Source organism: Salipiger mucosus DSM 16094 (assembly GCF_000442255.1).
Taxonomy (GTDB): Bacteria; Pseudomonadota; Alphaproteobacteria; order Rhodobacterales; family Rhodobacteraceae; genus Salipiger; species Salipiger mucosus.
In genome coordinates, this window is sequence record NZ_KE557275.1 from 463,270 (window position 1) to 485,713 (window position 22,444).

The 22,444-nt window shown below is 68.0% G+C and carries 19 protein-coding genes; 10 read left to right on the forward strand and 9 right to left on the reverse strand.

The features are described 5' to 3' along the window. Positions 1-89 precede the first annotated feature (89 nt). The gene (locus SALMUC_RS11525) at positions 90-920 is read left to right on the forward strand and encodes an ABC transporter permease (RefSeq protein WP_020040531.1); all 831 of its coding nucleotides are present in this window, start codon (positions 90-92) and stop codon (positions 918-920) included. A 24-nt stretch (positions 921-944) separates the two neighbouring features. Further along, positions 945-1,550 (forward strand): COG3650 family protein, encoded by a 606-nt coding sequence (locus tag SALMUC_RS11530; protein ID WP_021120270.1) that lies wholly within the window; start codon positions 945-947, stop codon positions 1,548-1,550. Between the two features lie 7 nt (positions 1,551-1,557). On the opposite strand, the gene SALMUC_RS11535 is transcribed toward SALMUC_RS11530, so the two are convergent. Continuing rightward, a complete protein-coding gene (locus SALMUC_RS11535; RefSeq protein ID WP_021120271.1) occupies positions 1,558-2,163 on the reverse strand; it encodes an alpha-ketoglutarate-dependent dioxygenase AlkB family protein in 606 nt (201 codons plus the stop codon). Between the two features lie 220 nt (positions 2,164-2,383). On the opposite strand from SALMUC_RS11535, the gene dnaK reads away from it, so the two are divergent. The 3 genes from dnaK (at position 2,384) to radC (ending at position 6,725) form a co-directional block, all read left to right on the forward strand. After that, a complete protein-coding gene (dnaK, locus tag SALMUC_RS11540) occupies positions 2,384-4,312 on the forward strand; it encodes a molecular chaperone DnaK (RefSeq protein WP_020040528.1) in 1,929 nt (642 codons plus the stop codon). A 76-nt stretch (positions 4,313-4,388) separates the two neighbouring features. After that, positions 4,389-5,543, forward strand: a complete 1,155-nt coding sequence (gene dnaJ / locus SALMUC_RS11545; protein WP_020040527.1) for a molecular chaperone DnaJ — start codon at positions 4,389-4,391, stop codon at positions 5,541-5,543. A 423-nt stretch (positions 5,544-5,966) separates the two neighbouring features. Further along, the gene (gene radC, locus SALMUC_RS11550; protein ID WP_021120272.1) at positions 5,967-6,725 is read left to right on the forward strand and encodes a RadC family protein; all 759 of its coding nucleotides are present in this window, start codon (positions 5,967-5,969) and stop codon (positions 6,723-6,725) included. 6 nt (positions 6,726-6,731) lie between these two features. On the opposite strand, the gene SALMUC_RS11555 is transcribed toward radC, so the two are convergent. The 3 genes from SALMUC_RS11555 to secA all read right to left on the reverse strand — a co-directional run bounded on the left by SALMUC_RS11555 (position 6,732) and on the right by secA (position 12,136). Then, positions 6,732-8,288: a phosphate ABC transporter substrate-binding/OmpA family protein gene (locus tag SALMUC_RS11555; protein WP_020040525.1), complete on the reverse strand. Its 1,557-nt coding sequence runs from the start codon at positions 8,286-8,288 to the stop codon at positions 6,732-6,734. Positions 8,289-8,312: 24 nt separating this feature from the next. Next, positions 8,313-9,284 (reverse strand): hypothetical protein, encoded by a 972-nt coding sequence (locus tag SALMUC_RS11560; protein ID WP_020040524.1) that lies wholly within the window; start codon positions 9,282-9,284, stop codon positions 8,313-8,315. 113 nt (positions 9,285-9,397) lie between these two features. Then, positions 9,398-12,136, reverse strand: a complete 2,739-nt coding sequence (gene secA / locus SALMUC_RS11565) for a preprotein translocase subunit SecA (RefSeq protein WP_020040523.1) — start codon at positions 12,134-12,136, stop codon at positions 9,398-9,400. 192 nt (positions 12,137-12,328) lie between these two features. Here secA and SALMUC_RS11570 point away from each other — a divergent pair, with 192 nt between their 5' ends. The 4 genes from SALMUC_RS11570 to SALMUC_RS31535 all read left to right on the forward strand — a co-directional run bounded on the left by SALMUC_RS11570 (position 12,329) and on the right by SALMUC_RS31535 (position 15,185). Continuing rightward, the gene (locus tag SALMUC_RS11570) at positions 12,329-13,180 is read left to right on the forward strand and encodes a peptidylprolyl isomerase (protein WP_020040522.1); all 852 of its coding nucleotides are present in this window, start codon (positions 12,329-12,331) and stop codon (positions 13,178-13,180) included. Beyond that, on the forward strand, positions 13,181-14,410 hold the full coding sequence (argJ, locus tag SALMUC_RS11575; protein WP_020040521.1) for a bifunctional glutamate N-acetyltransferase/amino-acid acetyltransferase ArgJ: 1,230 nt from the start codon (positions 13,181-13,183) through the stop codon (positions 14,408-14,410). It abuts the gene before it with no gap. A gap of 82 nt (positions 14,411-14,492) precedes the next feature. Next, a complete protein-coding gene (gene mutT, locus SALMUC_RS11580; protein WP_037371737.1) occupies positions 14,493-14,894 on the forward strand; it encodes an 8-oxo-dGTP diphosphatase MutT in 402 nt (133 codons plus the stop codon). Between the two features lie 162 nt (positions 14,895-15,056). Beyond that, positions 15,057-15,185, forward strand: a complete 129-nt coding sequence (locus SALMUC_RS31535) for a hypothetical protein (RefSeq protein WP_020040519.1) — start codon at positions 15,057-15,059, stop codon at positions 15,183-15,185. A gap of 89 nt (positions 15,186-15,274) precedes the next feature. On the opposite strand, the gene SALMUC_RS31075 is transcribed toward SALMUC_RS31535, so the two are convergent. The 5 genes from SALMUC_RS31075 to rimP are packed head-to-tail and all read right to left on the reverse strand — an operon-like array spanning position 15,275 to position 21,618. Then, the gene (locus tag SALMUC_RS31075; protein ID WP_245584696.1) at positions 15,275-16,177 is read right to left on the reverse strand and encodes a VPLPA-CTERM sorting domain-containing protein; all 903 of its coding nucleotides are present in this window, start codon (positions 16,175-16,177) and stop codon (positions 15,275-15,277) included. Between the two features lie 41 nt (positions 16,178-16,218). Beyond that, the gene (infB, locus tag SALMUC_RS11595) at positions 16,219-18,714 is read right to left on the reverse strand and encodes a translation initiation factor IF-2 (RefSeq protein ID WP_020040517.1); all 2,496 of its coding nucleotides are present in this window, start codon (positions 18,712-18,714) and stop codon (positions 16,219-16,221) included. Then, complete coding sequence (locus tag SALMUC_RS11600) at positions 18,715-19,377, reverse strand: RNA-binding protein (RefSeq protein ID WP_020040516.1); 663 nt, start codon at positions 19,375-19,377, stop codon at positions 18,715-18,717. A gap of 7 nt (positions 19,378-19,384) precedes the next feature. Further along, positions 19,385-21,028 carry a transcription termination factor NusA gene (gene nusA / locus SALMUC_RS11605; protein WP_020040515.1) on the reverse strand — a complete coding sequence of 548 codons (1,644 nt, stop codon included), beginning with the start codon at positions 21,026-21,028 and terminating at the stop codon, positions 19,385-19,387. A gap of 5 nt (positions 21,029-21,033) precedes the next feature. After that, on the reverse strand, positions 21,034-21,618 hold the full coding sequence (gene rimP / locus SALMUC_RS11610) for a ribosome maturation factor RimP (protein ID WP_020040514.1): 585 nt from the start codon (positions 21,616-21,618) through the stop codon (positions 21,034-21,036). 213 nt (positions 21,619-21,831) lie between these two features. On the opposite strand from rimP, the gene SALMUC_RS11615 reads away from it, so the two are divergent. After that, complete coding sequence (locus tag SALMUC_RS11615; RefSeq protein ID WP_020040513.1) at positions 21,832-22,437, forward strand: hypothetical protein; 606 nt, start codon at positions 21,832-21,834, stop codon at positions 22,435-22,437. Positions 22,438-22,444 lie beyond the last annotated feature (7 nt).

The following is a 22,444-nucleotide window of genomic DNA, read 5'->3' on the forward strand; positions in this document are numbered from 1 at the left end:
ATCTGAAAGTCTCCGCCCCTTATGGTCCCGACAGGCGCAAGGGGCAAGAAAACCCGCCATCGCAGCAGGCGTTTCAGGGACGACAGGCCATGTTTCAGACACATGCACCGCGCTCGCGGCTCGGCTCGGCGCTCTACGTCTGCGAGTTGATCTACCACAACTCGGTGCGCGCGGTGCGCAAGACCCACGGCAACGCCTTCATGGCGATCTTCATGAACATGCTGCAGACGGTCGTCTTCGTGCTGGCCTTCTACTTCATGTTCATGGTGCTGGGGATGCGGGGCAGCGCGCTGCGGGGCGACTTCATGATCTACATCATGACCGGCGTCTTCCTCTACATGACCCATTCCAAGACGCTGGGCGCGGTCGTCGGGTCCGAGGGGCCCGCAAGCCCGATGATGCAGCACGCGCCGATGAACACGGCGATCGCCATCGCCTCGGCCATGCTCAGCACGCTCTACATCCAGGTGCTGTCGCTCTTCGCGATCCTCTTCGTCTACGACGTGGCCTTCAATCCCTTCGTCATGCAGGAGATCCACGATCCCATCGGCTGTCTCGCGATGATGCTGCTGGCCTGGTTCTCGGGCGCGGCCATCGGCATGGTCTTCCTCGCCGCCAAGCCATGGTTCCCGACGCCGGTCAACATCATCTCGACGGTCTACCAGCGCGCCAACATGATCGCCTCGGGCAAGATGTTCGTGGCCAACACGCTGCCCGGCTACATGCTGGTGATGTTCGACTGGAACCCGCTCTTCCACGCCATCGACCAGTCGCGCGGTTATGCCTTCTCGAACTATTTCCCCCGCAACTCGAGCTGGGAATATGCGCTGTACTTGTCGCTCGTGCTCATCATGATCGGACTCATGGGAGAGTTCTACACGCGGCGGCACGCCTCGGCCTCCTGGATGGCCCGGCGCTGACGCCCGCAGGGAGAGGATAAGGCGATGATACGGACGACAATGGCGATGATGCTGGCGGCGGGCACCGCCGCGGCGCAGGACTACCCGGCGCTGCACGCGGTGACGGGCGTGGCCCCGGACGACGTGCTGAACCTGCGCGCGGGCCCCGACGCCGGGGCCGAGATCCGCGGCACGCTGGCGCCCGATGCCACGGGGGTCGAGGTGACGGCGGCGAACGACGACGGCACATGGGGCCGCGTCAACACCGGCGAGGGGCACGCCTGGGCCTCGCTCTCCTACCTCGCACCACAGGAGGGCGGCGCGCTGCCCGAGGTGTCCTCGGTGACATGCTTCGGGACCGAGCCGTTCTGGAACTACGCGGTCACCCAATCCGGCAGCGCCACCTTTTCCGGCGTCGACGAGGAGACCGCGACGCTGCAGGCCGATGCGGTCCGCCGGGCCGCCGGGCATTCCGCGCCCTACGTCTCGGTCGCGGGGGCGCCGGAGCGTCAGGCCGTGCTGGTCATGACCCCCGACGCGCAGTGCTCCGACGGCATGTCCGACAGGCTTTTCGGCCTTTCGGCGACGCTGGTGCTCACGGGGCAGGTCTCGCGCGCGCTGACCGGCTGCTGCTCCATCGCGCCGCGCTGAGGGCGCCTCAGGTCACGACCCGCAGTGTCAGGTTGATGCGCCCGCCCTGCGGCAGCAGCGTGGACGAGCCGAAGCGGATGCGGTCCACCCCGTGATAGCGCAGCCGCGCCTCGCCGCCCATGACCACCACGTCGCCGGAACGCAGCCAGATCGACTCGGTCTTGCCGCCGCGCTCGGGGTTGCCCATCCGGAACAGCCCCTCGTCCCCCAGCGAGACCGAGAGGACGGGCTGCGAGAAATCCTGCTCGTCCTCGTCGCGGTGCAGGCCCATGCGCGCGCCCTCGCCGTACCAGTTGATGAGACAGCACTCCGGATCGCGCGTGGCGCCCGAGACGTCGTTCCAGATCGCCATGACCTCGTCGGGGATCGGCGGCCAGGCCATGCCCTCGGGGTGGCGCTCCTCGTAGCGATAGCCCCTGCGGTCCGTCACCCAGCCAAAGCGGCCGGCCGCGCTCATGCGCACCGACATGGGGCGGCCGCGCGGCGTGACCGGCTGGAACAGCGGCGCCACGCGCAGGCAGTCGCGCAGGGCCTCGACCAGCGCCTCCTGCGCGGGGCGGTCCAGGTAGCCCGCGTGGATTTTGAAACCGCGTCGTTCGATCACCTCGGACATGGCGTCTTTGTTCCGCATATCGCCCGGGCGTGCAAAGAATTTCCCGCCAAATGGGCGAATGAGCCGGGCGCGGGCGCTTGCAGCGCCAAAACCCCCTCCTTATATACCCTCCGAACGCCGCGAGGCCCCCCGCCGAACGGCATGTCACAAGCGGGGCAGGATGCCGTAATCGGGTCCGGATGCCTCGTGCCATCGCCTTGAATACGAAAGGGATCGAAACATGGGTAAAGTGATCGGTATCGACCTTGGCACCACGAACTCCTGCGTCGCCATCATGGATGGCAGCCAGGCGCGCGTGATCGAGAACGCCGAAGGTGCCCGGACCACCCCCTCCATCGTCGCATTCACCGACGACGAGCGCCTCGTCGGCCAACCCGCCAAGCGGCAGGCCGTGACCAACCCCGAAGCCACCATCTTTGCCGTCAAGCGCCTCATCGGCCGCCGCACCAGCGACGCCGAGGTGACCAAGGACCAGAAGATCGTGCCGTACAAGATCATCGATGGCGGCAACGGCGACGCATGGGTCGAGGCCAAGGGCGACAAGTACAGCCCCTCCCAGATTTCCGCCTTCATCCTCGGCAAGATGAAGGAAACCGCCGAGAGCTACCTCGGCGAAGAGGTCACGCAGGCGGTCATCACCGTCCCGGCCTACTTCAACGACCAGCAGCGCCAGGCGACCAAGGACGCCGGCAAGATCGCCGGTCTCGAAGTGCTGCGCATCATCAACGAGCCGACGGCCGCCGCGCTGGCCTACGGTCTCGACAAGAAGGAATCGAAGACGATCGCGGTCTATGACCTTGGCGGCGGCACCTTCGACGTCACCATCCTCGAGATCGACGACGGCCTCTTCGAAGTGAAGTCGACCAACGGCGACACCTTCCTGGGCGGCGAAGACTTCGACATGCGGATCGTCAACTACCTGGCGGACGAGTTCAAGAAAGAGCACCAGGTCGACCTGACGCAGGACAAGATGGCCCTGCAGCGTCTCAAGGAAGCCGCCGAGAAGGCCAAGATCGAGCTGTCCAGCTCCAGCCAGACCGAGATCAACCAGCCGTTCATCTCGATGGGCTCGAACGGCCAGCCGCTGCACATGGTCATGAAGCTGACCCGCGCCAAGCTGGAAAGCCTCGTGGGCGACCTGATCAAGGGCTCGCTCAAGCCCTGCCAAGCCGCGCTCAAGGACGCCGGCATCTCGAAGGACGAGATCGACGAGGTCGTGCTCGTCGGCGGTCAGACCCGCATGCCCAAGGTCTTCGAGGAAGTGACCAAGTTCTTCGGCAAGGAGCCGCACAAGGGCGTGAACCCGGACGAGGTCGTCGCCATGGGCGCCGCGATCCAGGCCGGCGTGCTCCAGGGTGACGTCAAGGACGTGGTCCTGCTCGACGTGACGCCGCTGTCGCTTGGCATCGAGACGCTGGGCGGTGTCTTCACCCGCCTGATCGACCGCAACACGACGATCCCGACCAAGAAGTCGCAGATCTTCTCCACCGCCGAGGACAACCAGTCGGCCGTGACGATCCGCGTCTTCCAGGGCGAGCGCGAGATGGCCAGCGACAACAAGATGCTCGGCCAGTTCAACCTCGAGGACATCCCCCCGGCGCCCCGCGGCATGCCGCAGATCGAGGTGACCTTCGACATCGACGCCAACGGCATCGTCTCCGTGTCGGCCAAGGACAAGGGCACGAACAAGGAGCAGAAGATCACGATCCAGGCCTCCGGTGGCCTCAGCGACGACGACATCGACAAGATGGTCAAGGACGCCGAGGAGAACGCCGAGAAGGACAAGGAGCGTCGCGAGCTCGTCGAGGCCCGCAACCAGGCCGAAAGCCTCATCCACTCGACCGAGAAGTCGATGGAAGAGCACGGCGACAAGGTCGACCCCTCGACCATCGAGGCCATCGAACTGGCGATCTCGGCCCTCAAGGAGGACCTCGAGAAAGAGGACGTCTCCGCCGAGAAGGTCAAGTCGGGCATCCAGAACGTGACCGAAGCGGCCATGAAGCTGGGCGAGGCGATCTACAAGGCGCAGGCCGATGCCGGCGAGACGCCGGACGAGCCCGAAGCGGCCGACGGCTCGAACAGCGGCTCGGGCGATGACGACATCGTCGATGCCGACTTCGAGGACCTCGACGACAGCAAGCGGAGCTAAGCGAGGCTCCCGGAACATCTGGGGCCGGTCCGGACGCCGGGCCGGCCTTGTTCGTTCCGCAACCAGGAGGGCATGAATGTCCAAGCGTGACTATTACGACGTGCTCGGCCTTTCCAAGGGCGCCTCGGCGGACGAGATCAAGAAAGCCTATCGCCGCAAGGCGAAGGAGCTGCACCCGGACCGCAACGCCGACAATCCCGAGGCCGAAACCCAGTTCAAGGAAGCCAACGAGGCTTACGAGGTTCTCAAGGACGCCGAGAAGAAGGCGGCCTATGACCGCTTCGGCCACGCGGCCTTCGAAGGCGGCATGGGCGGCGGCGGCGGTCCGCGTCCCGGCGGTGGCTTCGGCGGCGGTCAGGGCGACTTCGCCTCGGCCTTCTCCGACGTCTTCGACGACCTCTTCGGCGACTTCATGGGCGGCCGTGGCGGCGGGCGGCAGCGTGCCGCGCGCGGCGCCGACCTGCGCTACAACCTGCGCGTGACGCTGGAAGAGGCCTACAATGGCCTCCAGAAGTCGATCAACGTGCCGACCTCGGTCGCCTGCGACGAATGCAGCGGCTCGGGCGCCGAAGGCGGGGCCGAGCCCACGACCTGCCCGACCTGTTCCGGCATGGGCAAGGTTCGCGCGACGCAGGGCTTCTTCACGGTCGAGCGCACCTGCCCGACCTGCTCGGGGCTGGGCCAGATCATCAAGAACCCCTGCCAAGGGTGCGGTGGCACCGGCCGCGTGCAGAAGGAGCGGACGCTCTCGGTCAACATCCCCGCCGGGGTCGAGACGGGCACCCGCATCCGTCTTGCCGGCGAGGGCGAGGCCGGCATGCGCGGCGGTCCGCCGGGCGACCTCTACATCTTCATCGAGGTGCGGCCGCACGAGCTCTTCGAGCGTGACGGCACCGAGCTGCATTGCCGCGTGCCGGTCTCGGTGACGACGGCGGCGCTGGGTGGCGACATCGAGGTGCCGACGATCGACGGTGGCCGCAGCCGGGTCAAGATCCCGCAGGGCAGCCAGTCGGGCCGCCAGATGCGCCTGCGCGGCAAGGGCATGCCGGCCCTGCGCGGCGGCGGTTCGGGTGACATGTTCATCGAGCTGGCCGTCGAGACGCCGGTGAACCTGACCTCGAAGCAAAAAGAGCTGCTGCGCGAGTTCGAGGCGCTGAGCGAGGACAACAACCCGGAATCGCACAGTTTCTTCAAATCCGTAAAAGGCTTCTGGGACTCGATGAAGGGGTGAGGCCCGTCTCGGAAACGCTCCAGCGGAGCGTTTCAGGGCCGAACGGGCGGAGCCCCGGCCCGAAGGGAGGCCCGTCTCGGAAACGCTCCAGTGGAGCGTTTCAGGGCCGAACGGGCGGAGCCCCGGCACCACAGACCGACACACCGAAAAGGCCCCACCGGGGCCTTTTCTTTGCTCCTCCCAAACCGCACAAGCCTGGCCCGGCCCGGAATCAAGGCGCGCAGCGCCGCCGGGCCAGCGCCCGTCCGCCCGCTCGGGCGGGCGCATTTCGACGTCTGGCCTGCCGTATCCAGCACGGGCATATGGCCGAGGGATAAAGTGCCAGGCCTCTCCCGGCAGGAACGCCCACCCGGCGGACGGGCGCTGGCCCTCCCTCAAGCCCCGGTTAACCCTTCGCTAACCCATCACGCGCAGGCTTGGCGCATGACCCGCGCCTCGCAGTTCTCCGATTCCCAGGCCGCGCTCTTCGACGCGGACGAGGCGCCACAGGCGCCGGGCACGCGGCGCCCGCCCTCCTATATCCGCGACCATCGCGCGCGCCTGCGCGAGCGGTTTCGCCATGGCGGCGCCGATGCGCTACCGGATTACGAATTGCTTGAGCTTGTGCTCTTCCGCGCGATCCCCCGGCAGGACGTCAAGCCGCTGGCGCGTCACCTGCTGGAGGTCTTCGGCGACTTCAACGGCGTGCTCTCGGCCCCCGCGACACGGCTGGCGGGGATCAAGGGCGTCGGCGACGCCGTGGTGACCGAGCTCAAGATCGTCGAGGCGGCGGCCCACCGGCTGGCCCGCTCGCGGGTGATGCAGAAGCAGGTCGTCAGCTCCTGGGACGCGTTGCTGGAATACTGCCAGACCGCCATGGCGCACCAGGACATCGAGCAGTTTCGCATCCTTTTCCTCGACCGCAAGAACGTGCTCATCGCGGACGAGGCGCAGGCGCGCGGGACGGTGGATCACGTCCCCGTCTACCCGCGCGAGGTGGTCAAGCGCGCGCTGGAGCTCAATGCCAGCGCCCTGATCCTCGTGCACAACCACCCATCGGGCGATCCGACTCCCAGCGCCGCCGACATCGACATGACCGCGCAGATCCAGGTGGCGGCCGAGGCGCTGGGGGTCACCCTGCACGATCACCTCGTGATCGGGAAATCGCGCGAGCTCAGCTTCCGCGCCGAGGGGCTGCTGTGAGCGCGCCTAGCGCACCCAGACCTCCACCCGCCGGTTGACCTGCCGGCCCCAGACGGTGTCGTCGCAGGCCATGGGCATGGCCTCGCCAAAGGCCTCGGTGTCGAGCGTCACGCGCGCCAGGTCCGCCGTCTCGGCGGCGGCGGTGACGGCCTGCCGCACGGCTTCGGCCCGCTCTCGCGCGATCTCGATATTGCCCGCCGCCGGCCCCTGTCCGTCGGAAAACCCGACGAAGACCAGTCCCCGCCCGTCGTAGTCGCCGGTCTCCAGCGCCCGTGCCAGTTGCTGCACGTTCGAGCGGGACTGCGCGTCCAGCCGCGCGGAGCCCGGCTCGAACCGGAACGAGGTCGTCAGGCGCTGCATCGGCACCAGCGTCTCGATCAGCCGCTGAAGCTCGGCGAGTCCCGCTTCGCCCTCGGCCACCGCGATGGCATTGGCCAGCCGGTCGCCCTGCGCGTTCAGCGGCAGTTCCTCGGGCGCCTGGTCCACGAAGCCCGCGAGGCGGATCACGATCTGCGCCGGCGGGCTGCGCGTGTAGGTCAGGAAATCGCGCGCCAGCGCGGGCAGGCGGCGCGCCGGCAGGTAGAGGAACATCGGCGCGGTGAGCGGGTAGTCCTCGGTCTTGATCGCGGCCCGCGTGCCGCGCAGGCGAAAGCCGCAGGGCCCGGTCAGCACCAGCGGCCGCGTCGTCCCGATCTCGGAGAAGCTGGCCAGCCCCAGCCCGAAGGGATCACGCGCGACGGCCTCGGCCAGCGCTGCGTTGTCATCATGGCGGCGCACGTCCTGTCGCCGGATCAGTTCCGAGGCCTGCAGCAGCCGGTCGCCGATGCCCTGCGTCAGGCCCGAGCCGGTGTCGCGCAGGTGCAGCACGATGGGGGCGTCCGGCCCGCCAAGCGCGGACCAGTTGGTCACGCGCCCCGACAGCACCCGCGTCAGGTCGCTCAGCGAGATGGCATTGACCGGGTTCGTGTCGCCGACCACCGGGATCAACCCGTCGAGCGCGATCACCCGGCTGCGGTTCGGCTCGGCAAGGTCGCCCAGCCCGGCATCGCGCGCGAGGCGCCGCTCGCGCGGGCGGATCTCGCGCAGGGCCATGACGATGTCGGCTTCGTCCGCGAGCAGGTCGGCAAAGCCTTCCTCGGTGTTGGTGACGTGAAAGGCGAAGCGGCCCACGTCGCGGTCTTGCTCGGGGTCCGAAAGCACGTAGCGGAAATGCTGCCCCTCCATCGGCTCGCGCCGCGTCTGCAGTCCGTTGCGGCGGGCAAAACCCTCGAGCAGCGCCGGCAGCAGCACCTCGCCGATGGTGGCGGAGCCCGAGATCTGCAGCTCGGCCACGTAGTCCGTGAGCGAGGGGCAGCCCGGCCCGTCGCAGGTGACGCCCGAGCTGTCGACCGTCAGCTCGCCGTAGCGCGTGCGCAGCCGGTAGAACTCGCCGTCGAATCCCAGAAGCGTGCCGGTCAGCTCGATCCCGCCGTCGCGCGACTGCAGCGTGACGTCCTGCGCGGCGGCGGCCCCGGCCACCGCAATGAAAAGTGCGGCGAAAATCGCCGCACGGAATGATCGCATGGATGACCTCGGTCGCGCCGTCCCCTATCTCGCGGCGATTGTCAGGTCTTCGATCATGTTTTTCAACAGCAGAAAGTCCCCGGCGCTGTCGCAGGCGGGCATGTCGAGCGACATGTCCCGCACCTTCAGGCCCGCGTCGCCGTGATGTTCCAGCGTCTGCGCCTCGACGGTGCGGTCGCAGGTGGTCTCGGTCACCTCGGCTTCGACGCTGATCTCGACCGTGCCGTCGCGCTGCGCGGTCTGGGCGGGGAAGGTATAGACCTCGGCGATGCGCGCGCCCGGCGTCTCGTCGTCGCCCAGCCGGACGAAGAAACCGCCCTCGCCCTGCGCCGCGCGGGTTATGTCGCCGCTCGAAGCGGCCCAGACGTGGCCCTCGGTGAAGTAGTCGGCGCCGAATTCGCGGGCGTGCAGCTGCAGGCCGGTGTCGCCCTTCCACTGCAGCACCACGCGGTCGTAGAAGGGCAGGCTGGTGACCTCGGCCGTGGCGGTCGCGCCCTCGCCGTTGTCGAAGGAGGCAATGAAGAGCGCGCGCTCCGCCAGCACGGGAACATCCACCTGAAGCGTGCCGTCGGGCTGCATGACCTCGGTGAACATCAGCCCCTGGTGATGGATCGTCAGCCGTTCGGAGGCGTAGCAGGGGGCGCTCACCGTCAGCACGGCAAGGGCGCCGGCGCGCGGCTCGGCGCTCATGTCGATGGCGCAGTCGAAGCCGCCGGCGGCGTTTTCCCGGGGCAGGGCCTGCGCGCCCGCATCGGGCGCCTCGGCCGCGGTCAGCTCGACCCGGGCGCCGGGCAGCATCACCCCGGCCAGCTGCGGACCGGCGGGCAGCCGGGGCGTGGCCGCCGAGGAGGTGTCGGTGATGGCGGTGATCTCGACCGGGTCGGGGCCCTCGAGACCGGCGCGCGGCGGGGTCTCGCTCCGCTGCATGACGAAGCCGATGGCCAGGGCGGCAAAGATCGTCGCCGCGGCAAGAAGGTAGGTCTTGAAACGTGCCATGTCGGGCTTCCCCTCACAAAACTGCTCGGCAAAAGAGCTAGACGCGAAAAGGGGCGGCCATTGGGCACAGGGGGGGAGTCATTCGGGCAGGCCGCGCGGGCCCGCCCGGGACATCAGGTCAGCCGCCCGTGGCAGTGCTTGAACTTGCGCCCCGAACCGCAGGGGCAAAGCTCGTTCCGGCCCGGGTTGCCCCAGGTCGAGGGATCGGTCTCGTCGAAGCCGGCGACAAGCGGCTCGGCCGGGGCCGCCGCCGGCTGGTCGCCCTGCTCGCCGGGCGCCTGGCCGGACTCGGGCTGTGCGGCCTCGGTCTGGCGGCGCAGCTCGGCCTGCTGCTGGGCCAGCTGCTGCATCATGGCGCGCTGTTCCTCCTCCGAGATCGGGCGGACGCGCGACAGCTGCTCTGTGACCTGCTCGCGCAGCGACTCGAGCATGCTCTCGAACAGCTGGAAGGCCTCGTTCTTGTACTCGTTCAGCGGGTCGCGCTGCGCGTAGCCGCGGAAGCCCACGACCGAGCGCAGGTGCTCCAGCGTCAGCAGGTGGTCGCGCCACTTCTGGTCGATGGTCTGCAGCAGCACCTGCTTCTCGATCTGGCGCATCGAGTCCTCGCCGAAGGCCTTGGTCTTCTCGGCCATGAACTCGTCCGAGGCTTCCTCGAGCCGCTCGCGGATCACCTCGCGGTCGACGCCCTCTTCCTCGCCCCAGCCGATCACCGGCACGTCGATGCCCAGTTTCTCGAGGCAGGCGGCATAGAGCCCCTGCGTGTCCCACTGGTCGTGGTAGGTCTTCGGCGGCACGTGGATGTCGACCAGCTCGTCGATGACCTCGTGGCGCATGTCCTGCACGATCTCCGAGAGGTCCTCGGCCTCCATGATCTCGCGCCGCTGCGAGAAGATCACCTTGCGCTGGTCGTTCATCACGTCGTCGAACTTGAGCAGCTGCTTGCGGATGTCGAAGTTGCGCCCCTCGACCTTGGCCTGCGCCCGCTCCAGCGACTTGTTCACCCAAGGGTGGATGATGGCCTCGCCCTCTTTCATGCCGAGACGCGACAGCATCTTGTCCAGCCGCTCCGAGCCGAAGATGCGCATCAGGTCGTCGTCCAGCGACAGGAAGAACGAGCTGCGGCCCGGGTCGCCCTGGCGGCCCGAGCGGCCGCGCAGCTGGTTGTCGATGCGGCGGCTCTCGTGGCGCTCGGTCGCGAGCACGAAGAGGCCGCCCGCCTCGATCACCTTCTTCTCGTCGTCGGCATGGGACGCCTCGATCCGCTTGCGGATCTCCTCGGGATCGCCCTCGGGATCGGCGGCGATGGCCTCCATGACCTGGAAATCGACGTTGCCGCCCAGCTTGATGTCGGTGCCCCGGCCGGCCATGTTCGTCGCGATGGTCACGGCGCCCAGCTTGCCGGCGTCGGCGACGATCTGCGCCTCCTTCTCGTGCTGGCGCGCGTTCAGCACGTTGTGCGGCAGCTTGGCCTGCGTCAGCAGCTGCGACAGCATCTCCGACTTCTCGATCGAGGTCGTGCCCACGAGCACCGGCTGTCCCTTGTCGTGGGCCAGGCGGATCTCCTCGACGATGGCGTCGTATTTCTCCTGCGCGGTGCGGTAGACCTTGTCGTCCTCGTCGACGCGCGCGATCGGCTTGTTCGTCGGCACCTCGACCACGCCCAGGCCGTAGATCTCGGCGAATTCCTCGGCCTCGGTGGTGGCCGTGCCGGTCATGCCCGAGAGCTTGCCGTAGAGGCGGAAATAGTTCTGGAAGGTCACCTGCGCGAGCGTGACGTTCTCGGGCTGGATCTTGCAGCCTTCCTTGGCCTCGATGGCCTGGTGCAGACCCTCGGACAGGCGCCGGCCCACCATCATGCGGCCGGTGAACTCGTCGATCAGCACGACGCTGCCGTCGCGGACGATGTAGTCCTTGTCGCGGGTATAGAGCTTGTGCGCCCGCAGCCCCTGGTTCACGTGGTGCACGACGGTCGTGCTCTCGGGATCGTAGAGCGACTGGCCCTCGGGCAGCAGCCCGCGGCTGTGCAGCAGCTCTTCGAGGAACTCGTTGCCGTCGTCGGTGAAGGTGACGTTGCGCGTCTTCTCGTCGATGGTGAAGTGCTCGTCGGTCAGCTCGGGAATCAGCCGGTCGATCGACTGGTAGAGCTCCGAACGGTCCTGCGCCGGCCCCGAGATGATGAGCGGCGTCCGCGCCTCGTCGATCAGGATGCTGTCGACCTCGTCGACGATGGCGTAGTTGTGCCCGCGCTGCATCATCTGGTTCAGCTCGGACTTCATGTTGTCGCGCAGGTAGTCGAAGCCCAGCTCGTTGTTCGTCGCGTAGGTGATGTCCGAGGCATAGGCCTCGCGCTTCTCGTCCTCGGGCTGCTGCGGGTAGACCACGCCGGTGGTCAGACCCAGCGCGCCGTAGACCTTGCTCATCCACTCGGCGTCGCGCCGGGCGAGGTAGTCGTTCACCGTGACGATGTGCACGCCCTTGCCCGTGAGCGCGTTCAGGTAGGCCGGGAAGGTCGCGACCAGCGTCTTGCCCTCGCCGGTCTTCATCTCCGAGATGTTGCCCTGGTGCAGGAAGATCCCGCCCATGAGCTGCACGTCGAAGGCCCGCAGCCCCAGCGCCCGCTTGGCGCCCTCGCGGCAGTTGGCGAAGGCCTCGGGCAGCAGCGCGTCCAGGCTCTCGCCATCGGCAATGCGCTTCTTGAAATCCTCGGTCCGCGCGATCAGACCGGCGTCATCCAGCGCCTCGTATTCGGTTTCCAGCGCGTTGATCTTCTCGACCAGCGGACGGGTCGCCTTGATCTTGCGATCGTTGGGCGTTCCGAACACCTTCCGCGTGAGCTTTCCGATCCCGAGCATGGCCTGTGCGTCCTGTCTGACAAAGTCGTGTTTCGCGCGCGGCACCTGCTTGCCCGCCTCGCACACAGCCCATATGACACAGGGGAACGATCGGCCTTGCAGAGCCTCTGGCGCCATGTAAGGGGCGGGCCGAATAGTGTCAACGCTGCCCGCCCGGGCGGCACCCAGGACAGACCCGGAAAGGACCCGACAATGGCCAAGACGCTCAAGACCTTGTCCGCCGCCGCCGTGGCCCTCGCGCTGGCCCTGCCGGCGCAGGCCCAGGACGAGATGACGGCCGACACGGTGGTCGCCACGGTGAACGGCCAGGACATCACGCTGGGGAACATGCTGGTGATCCGCGCCAACCTCCCCGAGCAATACCAGCAACTTGGCCCGGATGTCCTCTGGGAGGGCATCCTCGACCAGCTGGTGCAGCAGACCGTTCTGTCGCAGAGCGAGAACGCCGAGGAAACCACCCGCGTCCGCGTCGCCATCGAGAACGAGCGCCGCGCGCTCCTCGCCGCCGAGGCGATCTCCGCCATCGCCGAGGATGCCGTTACGGAAGAGGCCGTGCAGGCCGCCTACGACGAGCAATATGCCGCAGGCGAGACCGGGCAGGAATACAACGCCGCCCACATCCTCGTGGAGACCGAGGAAGAGGCCCGGACCCTCACCGAGGAGGCCCGCGGCGGCGCCGACTTCGCCGAGCTTGCCCGGGAGAACTCCACCGGCCCGTCCGGCCCCAACGGCGGCTCGCTCGGCTGGTTCGGCGCGGGCATGATGGTCCCGGCCTTCCAGGAGGCGGTCGAGGGGCTCGAGCCCGGCGCGATCTCCGACCCGGTGCAGACGCAGTTCGGCTGGCACGTCATCAAGCTCAACGAGACCCGCCAGCAGGAGGCCCCGTCGCTCGACGAGGTGCGCGGCGAGATCGAGCAGCAGGTGCAGGAACAGGTCGTGCGCGAGTACATCGACGCCCAGGTCGGCAGCGCCGAGGTCACCCGCACCGACAAGGCCGAGGTCGACACCTCGGTCCTGAACGACTTCGGCCTGCTGGAGGACTGAGTGGCCAGGACGCTCGCCCGATCGCCGCTGGCGCCCGCCGCCTTTCCCGACCTTCCGGTGATCGGCGGGCTGCGCTTCGCCAGCATCGCGGCGGGCGTCCGCTACGCCGGGCGCACCGACGTCATGCTGGCGGTGCTCGACCCCGGCAGCACCGTGGCGGGCGTCTTCACCCGCTCGGCCACCCGCGCCGCCCCCGTGCTCGACTGCCAGGCCAAGATCGGTGCCGAGTCGGGCGCGGGCGCGGCCATCGTGGTCAACTCGGGCAACGCCAATGCCTTCACCGGCCGCAACGGCGAAGAGGCCACCCGCGCCGTGACCTCGGCCGTGGCCGCGGCCACCGGCCTGCCCGAGGCGCGCGTCTTCTCCTCCTCCACCGGCGTCATCGGCGAGCCGCTGCCGCATGACCGCATCACCGCCAGGCTCGACGAACTGACCGCCGCGCTCGACCCCGCGGGCATCGCCGGCGCCGCGCAGGCGATCATGACCACCGACACCTTCCCCAAGGGCGCCACCGAGACGGTGAGCCTGCCGCAGGGCGAGGTGCGCATCGCCGGCATCGCCAAGGGCTCGGGCATGATCGCCCCGGACATGGCGACCATGCTGGTCTACCTCTTCACCGACGCGAAGATCGACCGCGCGGAGCTGCAGCAGATGGTCAGTGCGATCAACGCGCGCACCTTCAACTGCATCACCGTCGACAGCGACACCTCGACCTCCGACACCCTGCTCATGGGCGCCACCGGCGCCTCCGGCGTCAGTGTCACCGCGCAGGACGCTCCCTTCGCCGAGGCGCTCGAGCGCGTCATGCTCGACCTCGCCCAGCAGGTCGTCCGCGACGGCGAGGGCGCGACCAAGTTCATCACCGTCAACGTCACCGGCGCCGCCAGCGACGCCGACGCGCGCACCCATGCGCTCTCCATCGCCAATTCGCCGCTGGTCAAGACCGCCATCGCCGGCGAGGACCCCAACTGGGGCCGCATCGTCATGGCCGTGGGCAAGTCCGGCGCGGCGGCCGACCGCGACCGCCTCACCATCCACTTCGGCGCGCTGCTCGTGGCCGAGAACGGCTGGGTCTCGCCTGAGTACCGCGAGGAGGCCGGCGCCGAGCTGATGAAGCAGCCCGAGATCGAGATCTCGGTCGACATCGGCCTCGGCGAAGGGCGCGCGACCGTCTGGACCTGCGACCTCACGCACGGCTACATCTCGATCAACGCCGACTACCGCTCCTGAGGCCCCGCCCCTTCATCTTTCTCCAAATACGCAAAGCTGCGCGACGTCCCGCCGTCGCGCGCCACCTGACCGGAGCCGCCGCATGTCCCGAATGATCCTCGTCTCCGCCGTCGCCCTGATCGACGTCGACGGCCGCGTGCTGATCGCGCAGCGGCCCGAGGGCAAGTCGATGGAGGGGCTCTGGGAATTCCCCGGGGGCAAGGTCGAGGCGGGCGAAACCCCCGAGGCCGCGCTGATCCGCGAGCTCGACGAGGAGCTCGGCATCGACACCTGGGAAAGCTGCCTCGCGCCGCTGACCTTCGCCTCGCATGCCTACGAGGACTTCCACCTGCTCATGCCGCTCTTCGCCTGCCGCAAGTGGCAGGGCCAGCCGCAATCGCGCGAGGGCCAGGCCCTGAAATGGGTCGGCGTGCGCGAGCTGCGCGACTACCCCATGCCGCCGGCCGACCTGCCGCTGATCCCGATCCTGCGGGACTGGCTCTGACGATTCGGGGAATGTCCAGACATTTCCTGCTGCAGCGCAGAAAATACTGAAATTTCAGCGCGTTTGCTTAATACTTCGGCATTAATTCGCCCCATGCTTGTAGCTTTGTTAACGGTTATGCCGTATTCATCTTTTCGTCATAGTTGGATGGGGAACCGAAACATGTTGCGAACGATCGTTCTGGGCAGCTGCGTGTCTGTTCAGGGACTTCTCGAAAATACCTTGCCGGACGGCCGCATCGCGGTCCGCGTCGGCACCCAGCTTTTCACCGGTCATCCGGTGGCGGCGTAAGCCCCACGGAAACCGCGCGAACAGCGCCAAATACAGAAGGGGAGGCCGCGCGGCCTCCCCTTTTTCGTTGCCCTGCCGAGGGCTCGGTATCAGTCGCGGCTCTGCCGCCGGCGCAGCGCGACAAGGCCGCCAAGGCCCGCCAGCAGCAGCGGCAGGCCCGCCGGTAGCGGAACCGGCGAAACGTCGACGTTCAGCGCGGTATTCAGCACGGCGCCCCAGTCTGCGTCGGTGGCGGTGTCGTACCAGTCATAGGCCAGGAAGGTGACCGAACCCGCGCCGACCTCCGCCGAAAAGACGCGTGCGCTGTTGCTGTCGGCGTAGATCGCCGTGGCCGACGAGGGCAGCGACGACAACAGCAGGTCGTAGGTTCCGTTGAGGCTCGCCAGCGTTGCGGGGCCGCCCGCGAAATCCGTGCCTGCGGCCGCGGACTGCAGCTGCATCGCGCCCGAGCCGCTGCCGCCGGTAAGCGACCAGCCGAAGATGGCGTTCAGAAGGGCGGCCTCGTTGTTGGCGTAGGAGGCCGAAACGACGAGGTTGCCGCCGGATCCGACAAAATCGGCCACATCGGATCGGGTGGCCGAATCCAACGTCAGGGCAGATCTTTCAAGCTCCGGTATCAGCAGCGCGTCGACGCCGGTCATGGCGGCGGCCCAGTTGGCTTGGTCCGTGCCGGTGAAGGTCGAGACGCTGTTGCCCAGGGTTGTGGCCTGGGAACGGATGTTCAGCGCCTCGCGGCTGGTATCGACATAGCTCGAATCGTAGAAGGAGGAGACGGTGGCGGCTTGGGCGGCCAGCGGCATCAGAACAACGCAGGCCGCAGCCTGCAGGTACTTGAACATGATCGTGTAAGCCATTTCAGTTTGTGACAAAAACAAGGAAAAACTAGCTGAGGTGGCGCGGATGGACAAGTCGCCGGACCCGTCGGCACTGGACGAAAGTGCCACGGTGCCAAAGAAAATCGCGCCGCCCCCCGTGGGAGCGGCGCGATCCAATGGATGATCGGGACGGCGGCCCAGGGCCGCCGCGACACCTGTCAGAGCGTGCGCTCGACCTCCTCGCGCTCGAAGATCTCGATGACGTCGCCGGGGCGGATGTCCTCGTAGTTCTCGAAGGCCATGCCGCATTCCTGGCCCGAGATGACTTCGGCCACCTCGTCCTTGAAGCGCTTGAGCGTCTTCAGCGTGCCCTCGTGGATCACCACGTCGTCGCGCAGCAGGCGCACACCGGCCGAGCGGCGCGCGATGCCCTCGGTGACGAGGCAGCCCGCCACCTTGCCGACGCCCGAGACCTTGAAGACCTCGCGGATCTCGGCGTAGCCGATGAAGTTCTCGCGGACCTCTGCCGACAGCAGGCCCGAGGCCGCCGCCTTCACGTCGTCCACGAGGTCGTAGATCACGCTGTAGTAGCGGATCTCGACGCCCTTCTGGTTGGCCGAGTTGCGCGCGGGCGCGTTGGCCCGGACGTTGAAGCCGATGACCGGCGCGCCCGAGGCTTCGGCCAGGCCGATATCCGTCTCGGTGATGGCGCCGACGCCCGAGTGCAGCACGCGGACGCGCACCTCCTCGTTGCCGACCTTCTCCAGCGCCTGCACGATCGCCTCGGCCGAGCCCTGGACGTCCGCCTTGACCAGCACCGGAAGCTCGGAGACGTTCTCGTCTTCCTTCGCCTTCTGCATGAGCTGCTCGAGGGTCGTCGCGGCACCTGCGGCGGCGCGCTTCTCCTTGGCGGCGTTCTGGCGGTACTCGGCGATCTCGCGGGCCTGCGCCTCGGTCTCGGTGACGTTGAGAACGTCACCCGCCTCGGGCGTGCCGTTGAGACCCAGCACCTCGACCGGAACCGAGGGACCGGCTTCCTTGACGCGTTCGCCCTTGTCGTTGATGAGCGCGCGGACCTTGCCGTACTGCTCGCCCACGACGAAGATGTCGCCCTGGCGCAGCGTGCCGTTCTGCACGAGCACCGTCGCGACCGGGCCGCGGCCCACGTCGAGCTGTGCCTCGATCACGGCGCCCATGGCGGCGCGGTCGGGGTTGGCCTTGAGCTCGAGGATCTCGGCCTGCAGCGCGATGGCTTCAAGCAGTTCGTCCAGGCCCTTGCCGGTATGCGCCGACACCTCGACGTCCTGCACGTCGCCGGACATCTCCTCGACCACGACCTCGTGCTGCAGCAGGTCCGTGCGCACCTTGGTCGGGTTCGCCTCGGGCTTGTCGCACTTGTTGATCGCGACGATCATCGGCACGCCGGCCGCCTTGGCGTGGCTCAGCGCCTCGACGGTCTGCGGCATCACCGCGTCGTCGGCCGCGACCACGAGCACCACGATGTCCGTCACCTGTGCACCGCGCGAGCGCATCGAGGTAAAGGCCGCGTGGCCCGGCGTGTCGAGGAAGGACAGCACGTCGCCGCCCTTGGTCGTCACCTGGTAGGCGCCGATGTGCTGCGTGATGCCGCCGGCCTCGCCGGAGGTCACGTTGGCCTGCCGGATCTTGTCCAGCAGCGAGGTCTTGCCGTGGTCGACGTGGCCCATGATCGTGATGACCGGGGGACGCGATTGCAGGTCTTCGGGCTTGTCCTCGACCTCCTTGATGACGTCCTCGACGTCGGCGTCCGAGACACGCACGACCTTGTGGCCGAATTCCTCGATGATGAGCTCGGCGGTGTCGGCGTCGATGGTCTGGTTCTGGGTCGCCATGATGCCGTTGTTCATCAGGGCCTTGACCACGTCGCCCACGCGCTCCGCCATGCGGTTGGCCAGTTCCGAGACCACGATGGCCTCGGGCAGCTGCACGTCGCGCACGATCTTCTCGCGGTTCTGCGAGCCGCCCATCGCCTTCTGACGCGCACGCTCCTGCTTGCGCTTCATCGCGGCCATGGACTTCTGGCGGCCACCCTCGCCCGAGAGCGCCTGGTTCAGCGTCAGCTTGCCCGAACGGCGGCCGCCGTCGCCGCGGCCCTTGCCGCCGCGACCGCGTTCCTCGCGCTCGCGCTCCGCCTTGCGGGGCGCCGCGGCCGGAGCCGGCTTGCCGCCGCCGCGCGGCTGCTGGGGCTGCGCCTCCTCGGCCTGCTTGGGCGCGGCCTCGGCCTTCTTGGCGGCCTCGGCAGCCTCGCGGGCCTTGCGCTCTTCTTCCTCGGCCTTGGCCTTGGCGCGCTCTTCGGCTTCGCGCTGCTCGCGCTCTTTCTGTTCCTTCTCGGCGCGCATGCGCTCACGCTCTTCGGCGCGGGCCTTTTCCTCGGCCTCGCGCCTGGCCTGATCCTCGGCCTCACGCGCCTTGGCCGCCTGAAGTGCCTTCAGGCGGCGTTCCATCTCCGCGTCGGAAATCCCGGCAGGCCGCTTGCCGCCGCCACCGCCGGCCGCACCCTGGCCGCCGGCGCCGCCCTTGCCGGCGCCGGGCTTCGGCGCGCTGACAGTGCGCTTGCGCTTGGTTTCCACCACGACGTTCTTGGTGCGCCCGTGGCTGAAGCTCTGCTTCACCGATCCCGAACGGGACCCGCCGCCGCGCACACCCAGAGTCTTCTTGCCGTCGTTATCGCTCATTCAGCTCTCTTGTCCTTTCCGGCGGCCCCTGCCGCCTCCGGCGACAACGGTCGCCGTTTCCGCACCGGACGCTCCGGCGCGCAGGCCCTTCAATCTTTGGGCCTCGTCTACAACACGTTTGGTGAGTCCGCCAGCGCCAAGCGCGGCGTGTATCACCTTTTCCCGTCCAAAGGCCAGCCCCAGCTCCTGCGCCGTCAGCCAACCGATCCAGTCGCCCCCGTAGGGCGTGCTGAGCTTTCCCTTGCCGCGCTCCGATCCGTCCGAGGCCTGGAGCAGGACGCGCGCATCGTCGCGCCCCAGCCAGTCCTTGACCTTTTCGTAGCCCGCCACGGCCCGGCCCGACTTGCGCGCCAGGCTGATCAGTTCCAAAACCCGCCGCGCCAGCATCTGCTCGACCAGCCCGGGCACCCCCTCGGGCACCTTGACCGGCCGTTTCGCGGACCGGGCGAAAAGACCCTTGGCCTCCGCCCGCTCCAGGGCCGCGCGATCGGCCGTGACCCAGATCCCGCGCCCGGGCAGCTTGCCGGCGATGTCGGGCGCCACCTGGTCCTCGGGTCCGACGACAAAGCGTACCAGCTCGGTCACCGGACGGGTCTCGCCGGTGGCGATGCACCGCCGCTCGGGGGCGCCGGTGCGGTCCTTGTCTCGGCCTCCGCGGCTCATTCCGGGTTCAGACCTCTTCCTCTTGGCCCGCGGTTTCGCCGTCCTCACCGCCCTCGGCATCCTCGTCCTCTTCCGAGGCCTCGGGCTCCAGGTCCGCGGGGTCGACCCAGCCCAGCATGACGCGCGCGGTCATGATCATGTTCTGCGCCTCGGCGAGATCGACGTCGAAGGGCTCGAGCAGGCCGTCGTCCTTGACGCGCTCGCCGCCGTCGGTGGTCCAGCCACCGGCCAGCTCCCAGTCGGCACAGGTGGCGAAGTCTTCCAGCGTCTTGATGCCGTCCTTCGCCAGTGCTTCCACCATTTGGGGAGTCAGGCCCTCGAATTCAATGAGGCTGTCCTCGGCACCCAGCTCGCGGGCCGTTTCCAGCGCCTTGCGGGCCTGCTCCTCGAGGTGCTCGCGGGCACGGGTCTGCAGCTCCTCGGCGGTGTCCTCGTCGACGCCGTCGATGACCAGCAGCTCGTCCTGCTCGACATAGGCGACCTCCTCGAGGTTGGTGAAGCCCTCCGAGACCAGCAGCTGGGCAAAGAACTCGTCCAGGTCCAGCGTGTCCATGAAGAGCTTGGTGCGCTCCTCGAATTCCTTCTGGCGGCGCTGGCTTTCCTCTTCCTCGGTCATGATGTCGATGTCGAGGCCGGTCAGCTGCGAGGCGAGGCGCACGTTCTGGCCGCGGCGGCCGATGGCCAGCGACAGCTGCTCGTCGGGCACCACGACCTCGATCCGCTCGGCGTCCTCGTCGAGAACCACCTTGCTCACCTCGGCCGGCTGCAGCGCGTTCACGAGGAAGGTCGGCATGTCCTCGTTCCACGGGATGATGTCGATCTTCTCGCCCTGAAGCTCGTTGACGACGGCCTGCACGCGGCTGCCGCGCATGCCGACGCAGGCGCCGACGGGGTCGATGGAGCCGTCATAGGACACGACGCCGATCTTGGCGCGCGAGCCGGGGTCGCGGGCGACCGCCTTGATCTCGATGATGCCGTCGTAGATCTCGGGCACTTCCATCTTGAACAGCTCGGCCATGAACTCGGGCGCGGTGCGGCTCAGGAAGATCTGCGGGCCGCGGGCCTCGCGGCGCACGTCCTTGATGTAGCAGCGGATGCGGTCGCCGGGGCGATAGCCCTCGCGGCCGATCTTCTCGTTGCGGCGCAGGATGCCCTCGCCGCGGCCCACGTCGACGATGACGTTGCCGTATTCCTCGCGCTTGACCACGCCGTTGATGATCGTGCCCGCGCGGTCCTTGAATTCCTCGTACTGGCGGTCGCGCTCGGCCTCGCGGACCTTCTGCAGAATCACCTGCTTGGCCGACTGCGCGGCGATCCGGCCCATGTCGACCGGCGGCACCTCTTCGGTGTAGACGTCGCCGACGTTGGGCTCGGCCATGTACTGGCGGGCCTGCTCGACGGTCATCTCGGCCTGGTAGTTCTCCAGCTCCTCGTCCTCGACCACGGTGCGCACGCGGGTAAAGGTCGCGCGGCCGGTCTTGCGGTCGATCTTCACGCGGATGTCCATCTCCGAGCCGTAGCGGCTCTTGGCGGCACGCGAGAGGCTCTCCTCCATCGCCTCGATCACGAGCGTGGGGTCGATCATCTTCTCGCGCGCGACCGCTTCTGCGGTCTGCAGAAGCTCGAGCTGGTTGGCAGAGGTGATTGCCATAGGTCCTAGTCCTCCTGGGGGGCCGCGTCGTCGGCCTCGATGTCGTCGAATTCGCTTTCGTTCACGGCCTTGGCCTTGCGGGCGCGCAGCATGTCGCGGACCAGCTCGTCGGTCATGATGAGCTTGGCATCGGCGAGCCAGTCGAACTGCAGCCCGATGGTCTGTTCCTCGCCGTTCTCCTCGACGTTGAGCAGCACCTCGCCGCCCTCGACGCCGGCCAGCATGCCGCGCCAGCGCTTGCGGCCGTCGATCAGCTCGTGCGTCTCGATCTTGGCCTCGTAGCCCTCGAAGCTTTCGAAGTCCTTGAGCCGGGTCAGCGGGCGGTCGATGCCGGGGCTCGACACCTCGAGCGTGTAGGCGTCGAGGATCGGGTCCTCCACGTCCAGCACCGCCGAGATGGCGGTCGAGATCTCGGCGCAGTCGTCCACCTCGATGGTGCCGTCGGGGCGCTCGGCCATGACCTGCAGCGTCGAGGTCTTGCCGCCCATGAGGCGGATGCGGATGAGCTCGAAGCCCATGTCCTCGACGACAGGTCCGATGATCTCGGCGATGCGACGGTCGATTGCGGATTTGGCGATCAGGTCGGTCATTCCGGGTCCGATGCGAACAAAAAAACGGGCGCGCGGCCCGTCGTTCTTTCCCGGTGGGCTTCGGAGAGCTCCGACGCGCCGCTGATGCCGGGCATATAGGATGCGCTGCCCGCCACTGCAAGCGGATTCTTGTCCGAAGGCCCGGAACGCGGCGGGGAGCGGGCGTGTTAGGCTTGCTCTCGACACACCCATCGACGAACAGGAGGCGCCCCCATGTGGAGCTGGATGCAGGACAACACGGCGCTTCTGAACGCGCTGAGCAGTATCGCCATGCTGGTGATCTGGCTGGCCTACCTCCAGCTGTTCCTGACCAGCTTCCTGCGCTCGAACCGCGCGGTGGTCCACATCGGCATGGCGACCGAGGGGCACAACGACGGCCGCTGCCTCGTCAGCAACATGAGCGCCGATTCGCTCTACATCCTCGGCATCATGGTCGAGCTGGAATGCAAGGGCGAGGTCTACCGCTCGCTCGTCACCGACCGGATCGAGGCCGACGAGCCGCTCGGCGGCGATTTCCGCGAGCGCACCAACCAGGGCCCGCTCAAGGGCGGCGAGGCGGTCGACATCGGCAGCTTCCGCAACATCGGCGAGCGCGTCGCGCGGAACACCCAGCGCGACATCCGGCTCGACGACTGCGACTGGATCGAGTTCACCGTCATGGTCGCCGCGCAGCAGGCGCACAAGATCTACGGCGGGAAGAAGCGCTACGAGATCGAGGGCGAGGCCGGCAGCCTGTCGTTCCGCTCGGCCGACATCCTGACCAGCCAGATCCGCAGCTTCACCGAGCGCCGTCGCCTGCGCCGCATGCTGGCGGCGTGACGCGGAG

What these genes read in the sequence shown, in the direction of transcription:
- SALMUC_RS31535 (WP_020040519.1), top strand. Translation starts at nt 15,057, where the DNA reads ATGTTGCGAACGATCGTTCTGGGCAGCTGCGTGTCTGTTCAGGGACTT.
- mutT (WP_037371737.1), top strand. Translation starts at nt 14,493, where the DNA reads ATGTCCCGAATGATCCTCGTCTCCGCCGTCGCCCTGATCGACGTCGAC.
- secA (WP_020040523.1), bottom strand. Translation starts at nt 12,136, where the DNA reads ATGCTCGGGATCGGAAAGCTCACGCGGAAGGTGTTCGGAACGCCCAAC.
- rimP (WP_020040514.1), bottom strand. Translation starts at nt 21,618, where the DNA reads ATGACCGACCTGATCGCCAAATCCGCAATCGACCGTCGCATCGCCGAG.
- dnaJ (WP_020040527.1), top strand. Translation starts at nt 4,389, where the DNA reads ATGTCCAAGCGTGACTATTACGACGTGCTCGGCCTTTCCAAGGGCGCC.
- dnaK (WP_020040528.1), top strand. Translation starts at nt 2,384, where the DNA reads ATGGGTAAAGTGATCGGTATCGACCTTGGCACCACGAACTCCTGCGTC.
- SALMUC_RS11600 (WP_020040516.1), bottom strand. Translation starts at nt 19,377, where the DNA reads ATGAGCCGCGGAGGCCGAGACAAGGACCGCACCGGCGCCCCCGAGCGG.
- SALMUC_RS11555 (WP_020040525.1), bottom strand. Translation starts at nt 8,288, where the DNA reads ATGCGATCATTCCGTGCGGCGATTTTCGCCGCACTTTTCATTGCGGTG.
- radC (WP_021120272.1), top strand. Translation starts at nt 5,967, where the DNA reads ATGACCCGCGCCTCGCAGTTCTCCGATTCCCAGGCCGCGCTCTTCGAC.
- SALMUC_RS11570 (WP_020040522.1), top strand. Translation starts at nt 12,329, where the DNA reads ATGGCCAAGACGCTCAAGACCTTGTCCGCCGCCGCCGTGGCCCTCGCG.
- SALMUC_RS11535 (WP_021120271.1), bottom strand. Translation starts at nt 2,163, where the DNA reads ATGTCCGAGGTGATCGAACGACGCGGTTTCAAAATCCACGCGGGCTAC.
- nusA (WP_020040515.1), bottom strand. Translation starts at nt 21,028, where the DNA reads ATGGCAATCACCTCTGCCAACCAGCTCGAGCTTCTGCAGACCGCAGAA.
- infB (WP_020040517.1), bottom strand. Translation starts at nt 18,714, where the DNA reads ATGAGCGATAACGACGGCAAGAAGACTCTGGGTGTGCGCGGCGGCGGG.
- SALMUC_RS11560 (WP_020040524.1), bottom strand. Translation starts at nt 9,284, where the DNA reads ATGGCACGTTTCAAGACCTACCTTCTTGCCGCGGCGACGATCTTTGCC.
- SALMUC_RS11525 (WP_020040531.1), top strand. Translation starts at nt 90, where the DNA reads ATGTTTCAGACACATGCACCGCGCTCGCGGCTCGGCTCGGCGCTCTAC.
- SALMUC_RS11615 (WP_020040513.1), top strand. Translation starts at nt 21,832, where the DNA reads ATGTGGAGCTGGATGCAGGACAACACGGCGCTTCTGAACGCGCTGAGC.
- SALMUC_RS11530 (WP_021120270.1), top strand. Translation starts at nt 945, where the DNA reads ATGATACGGACGACAATGGCGATGATGCTGGCGGCGGGCACCGCCGCG.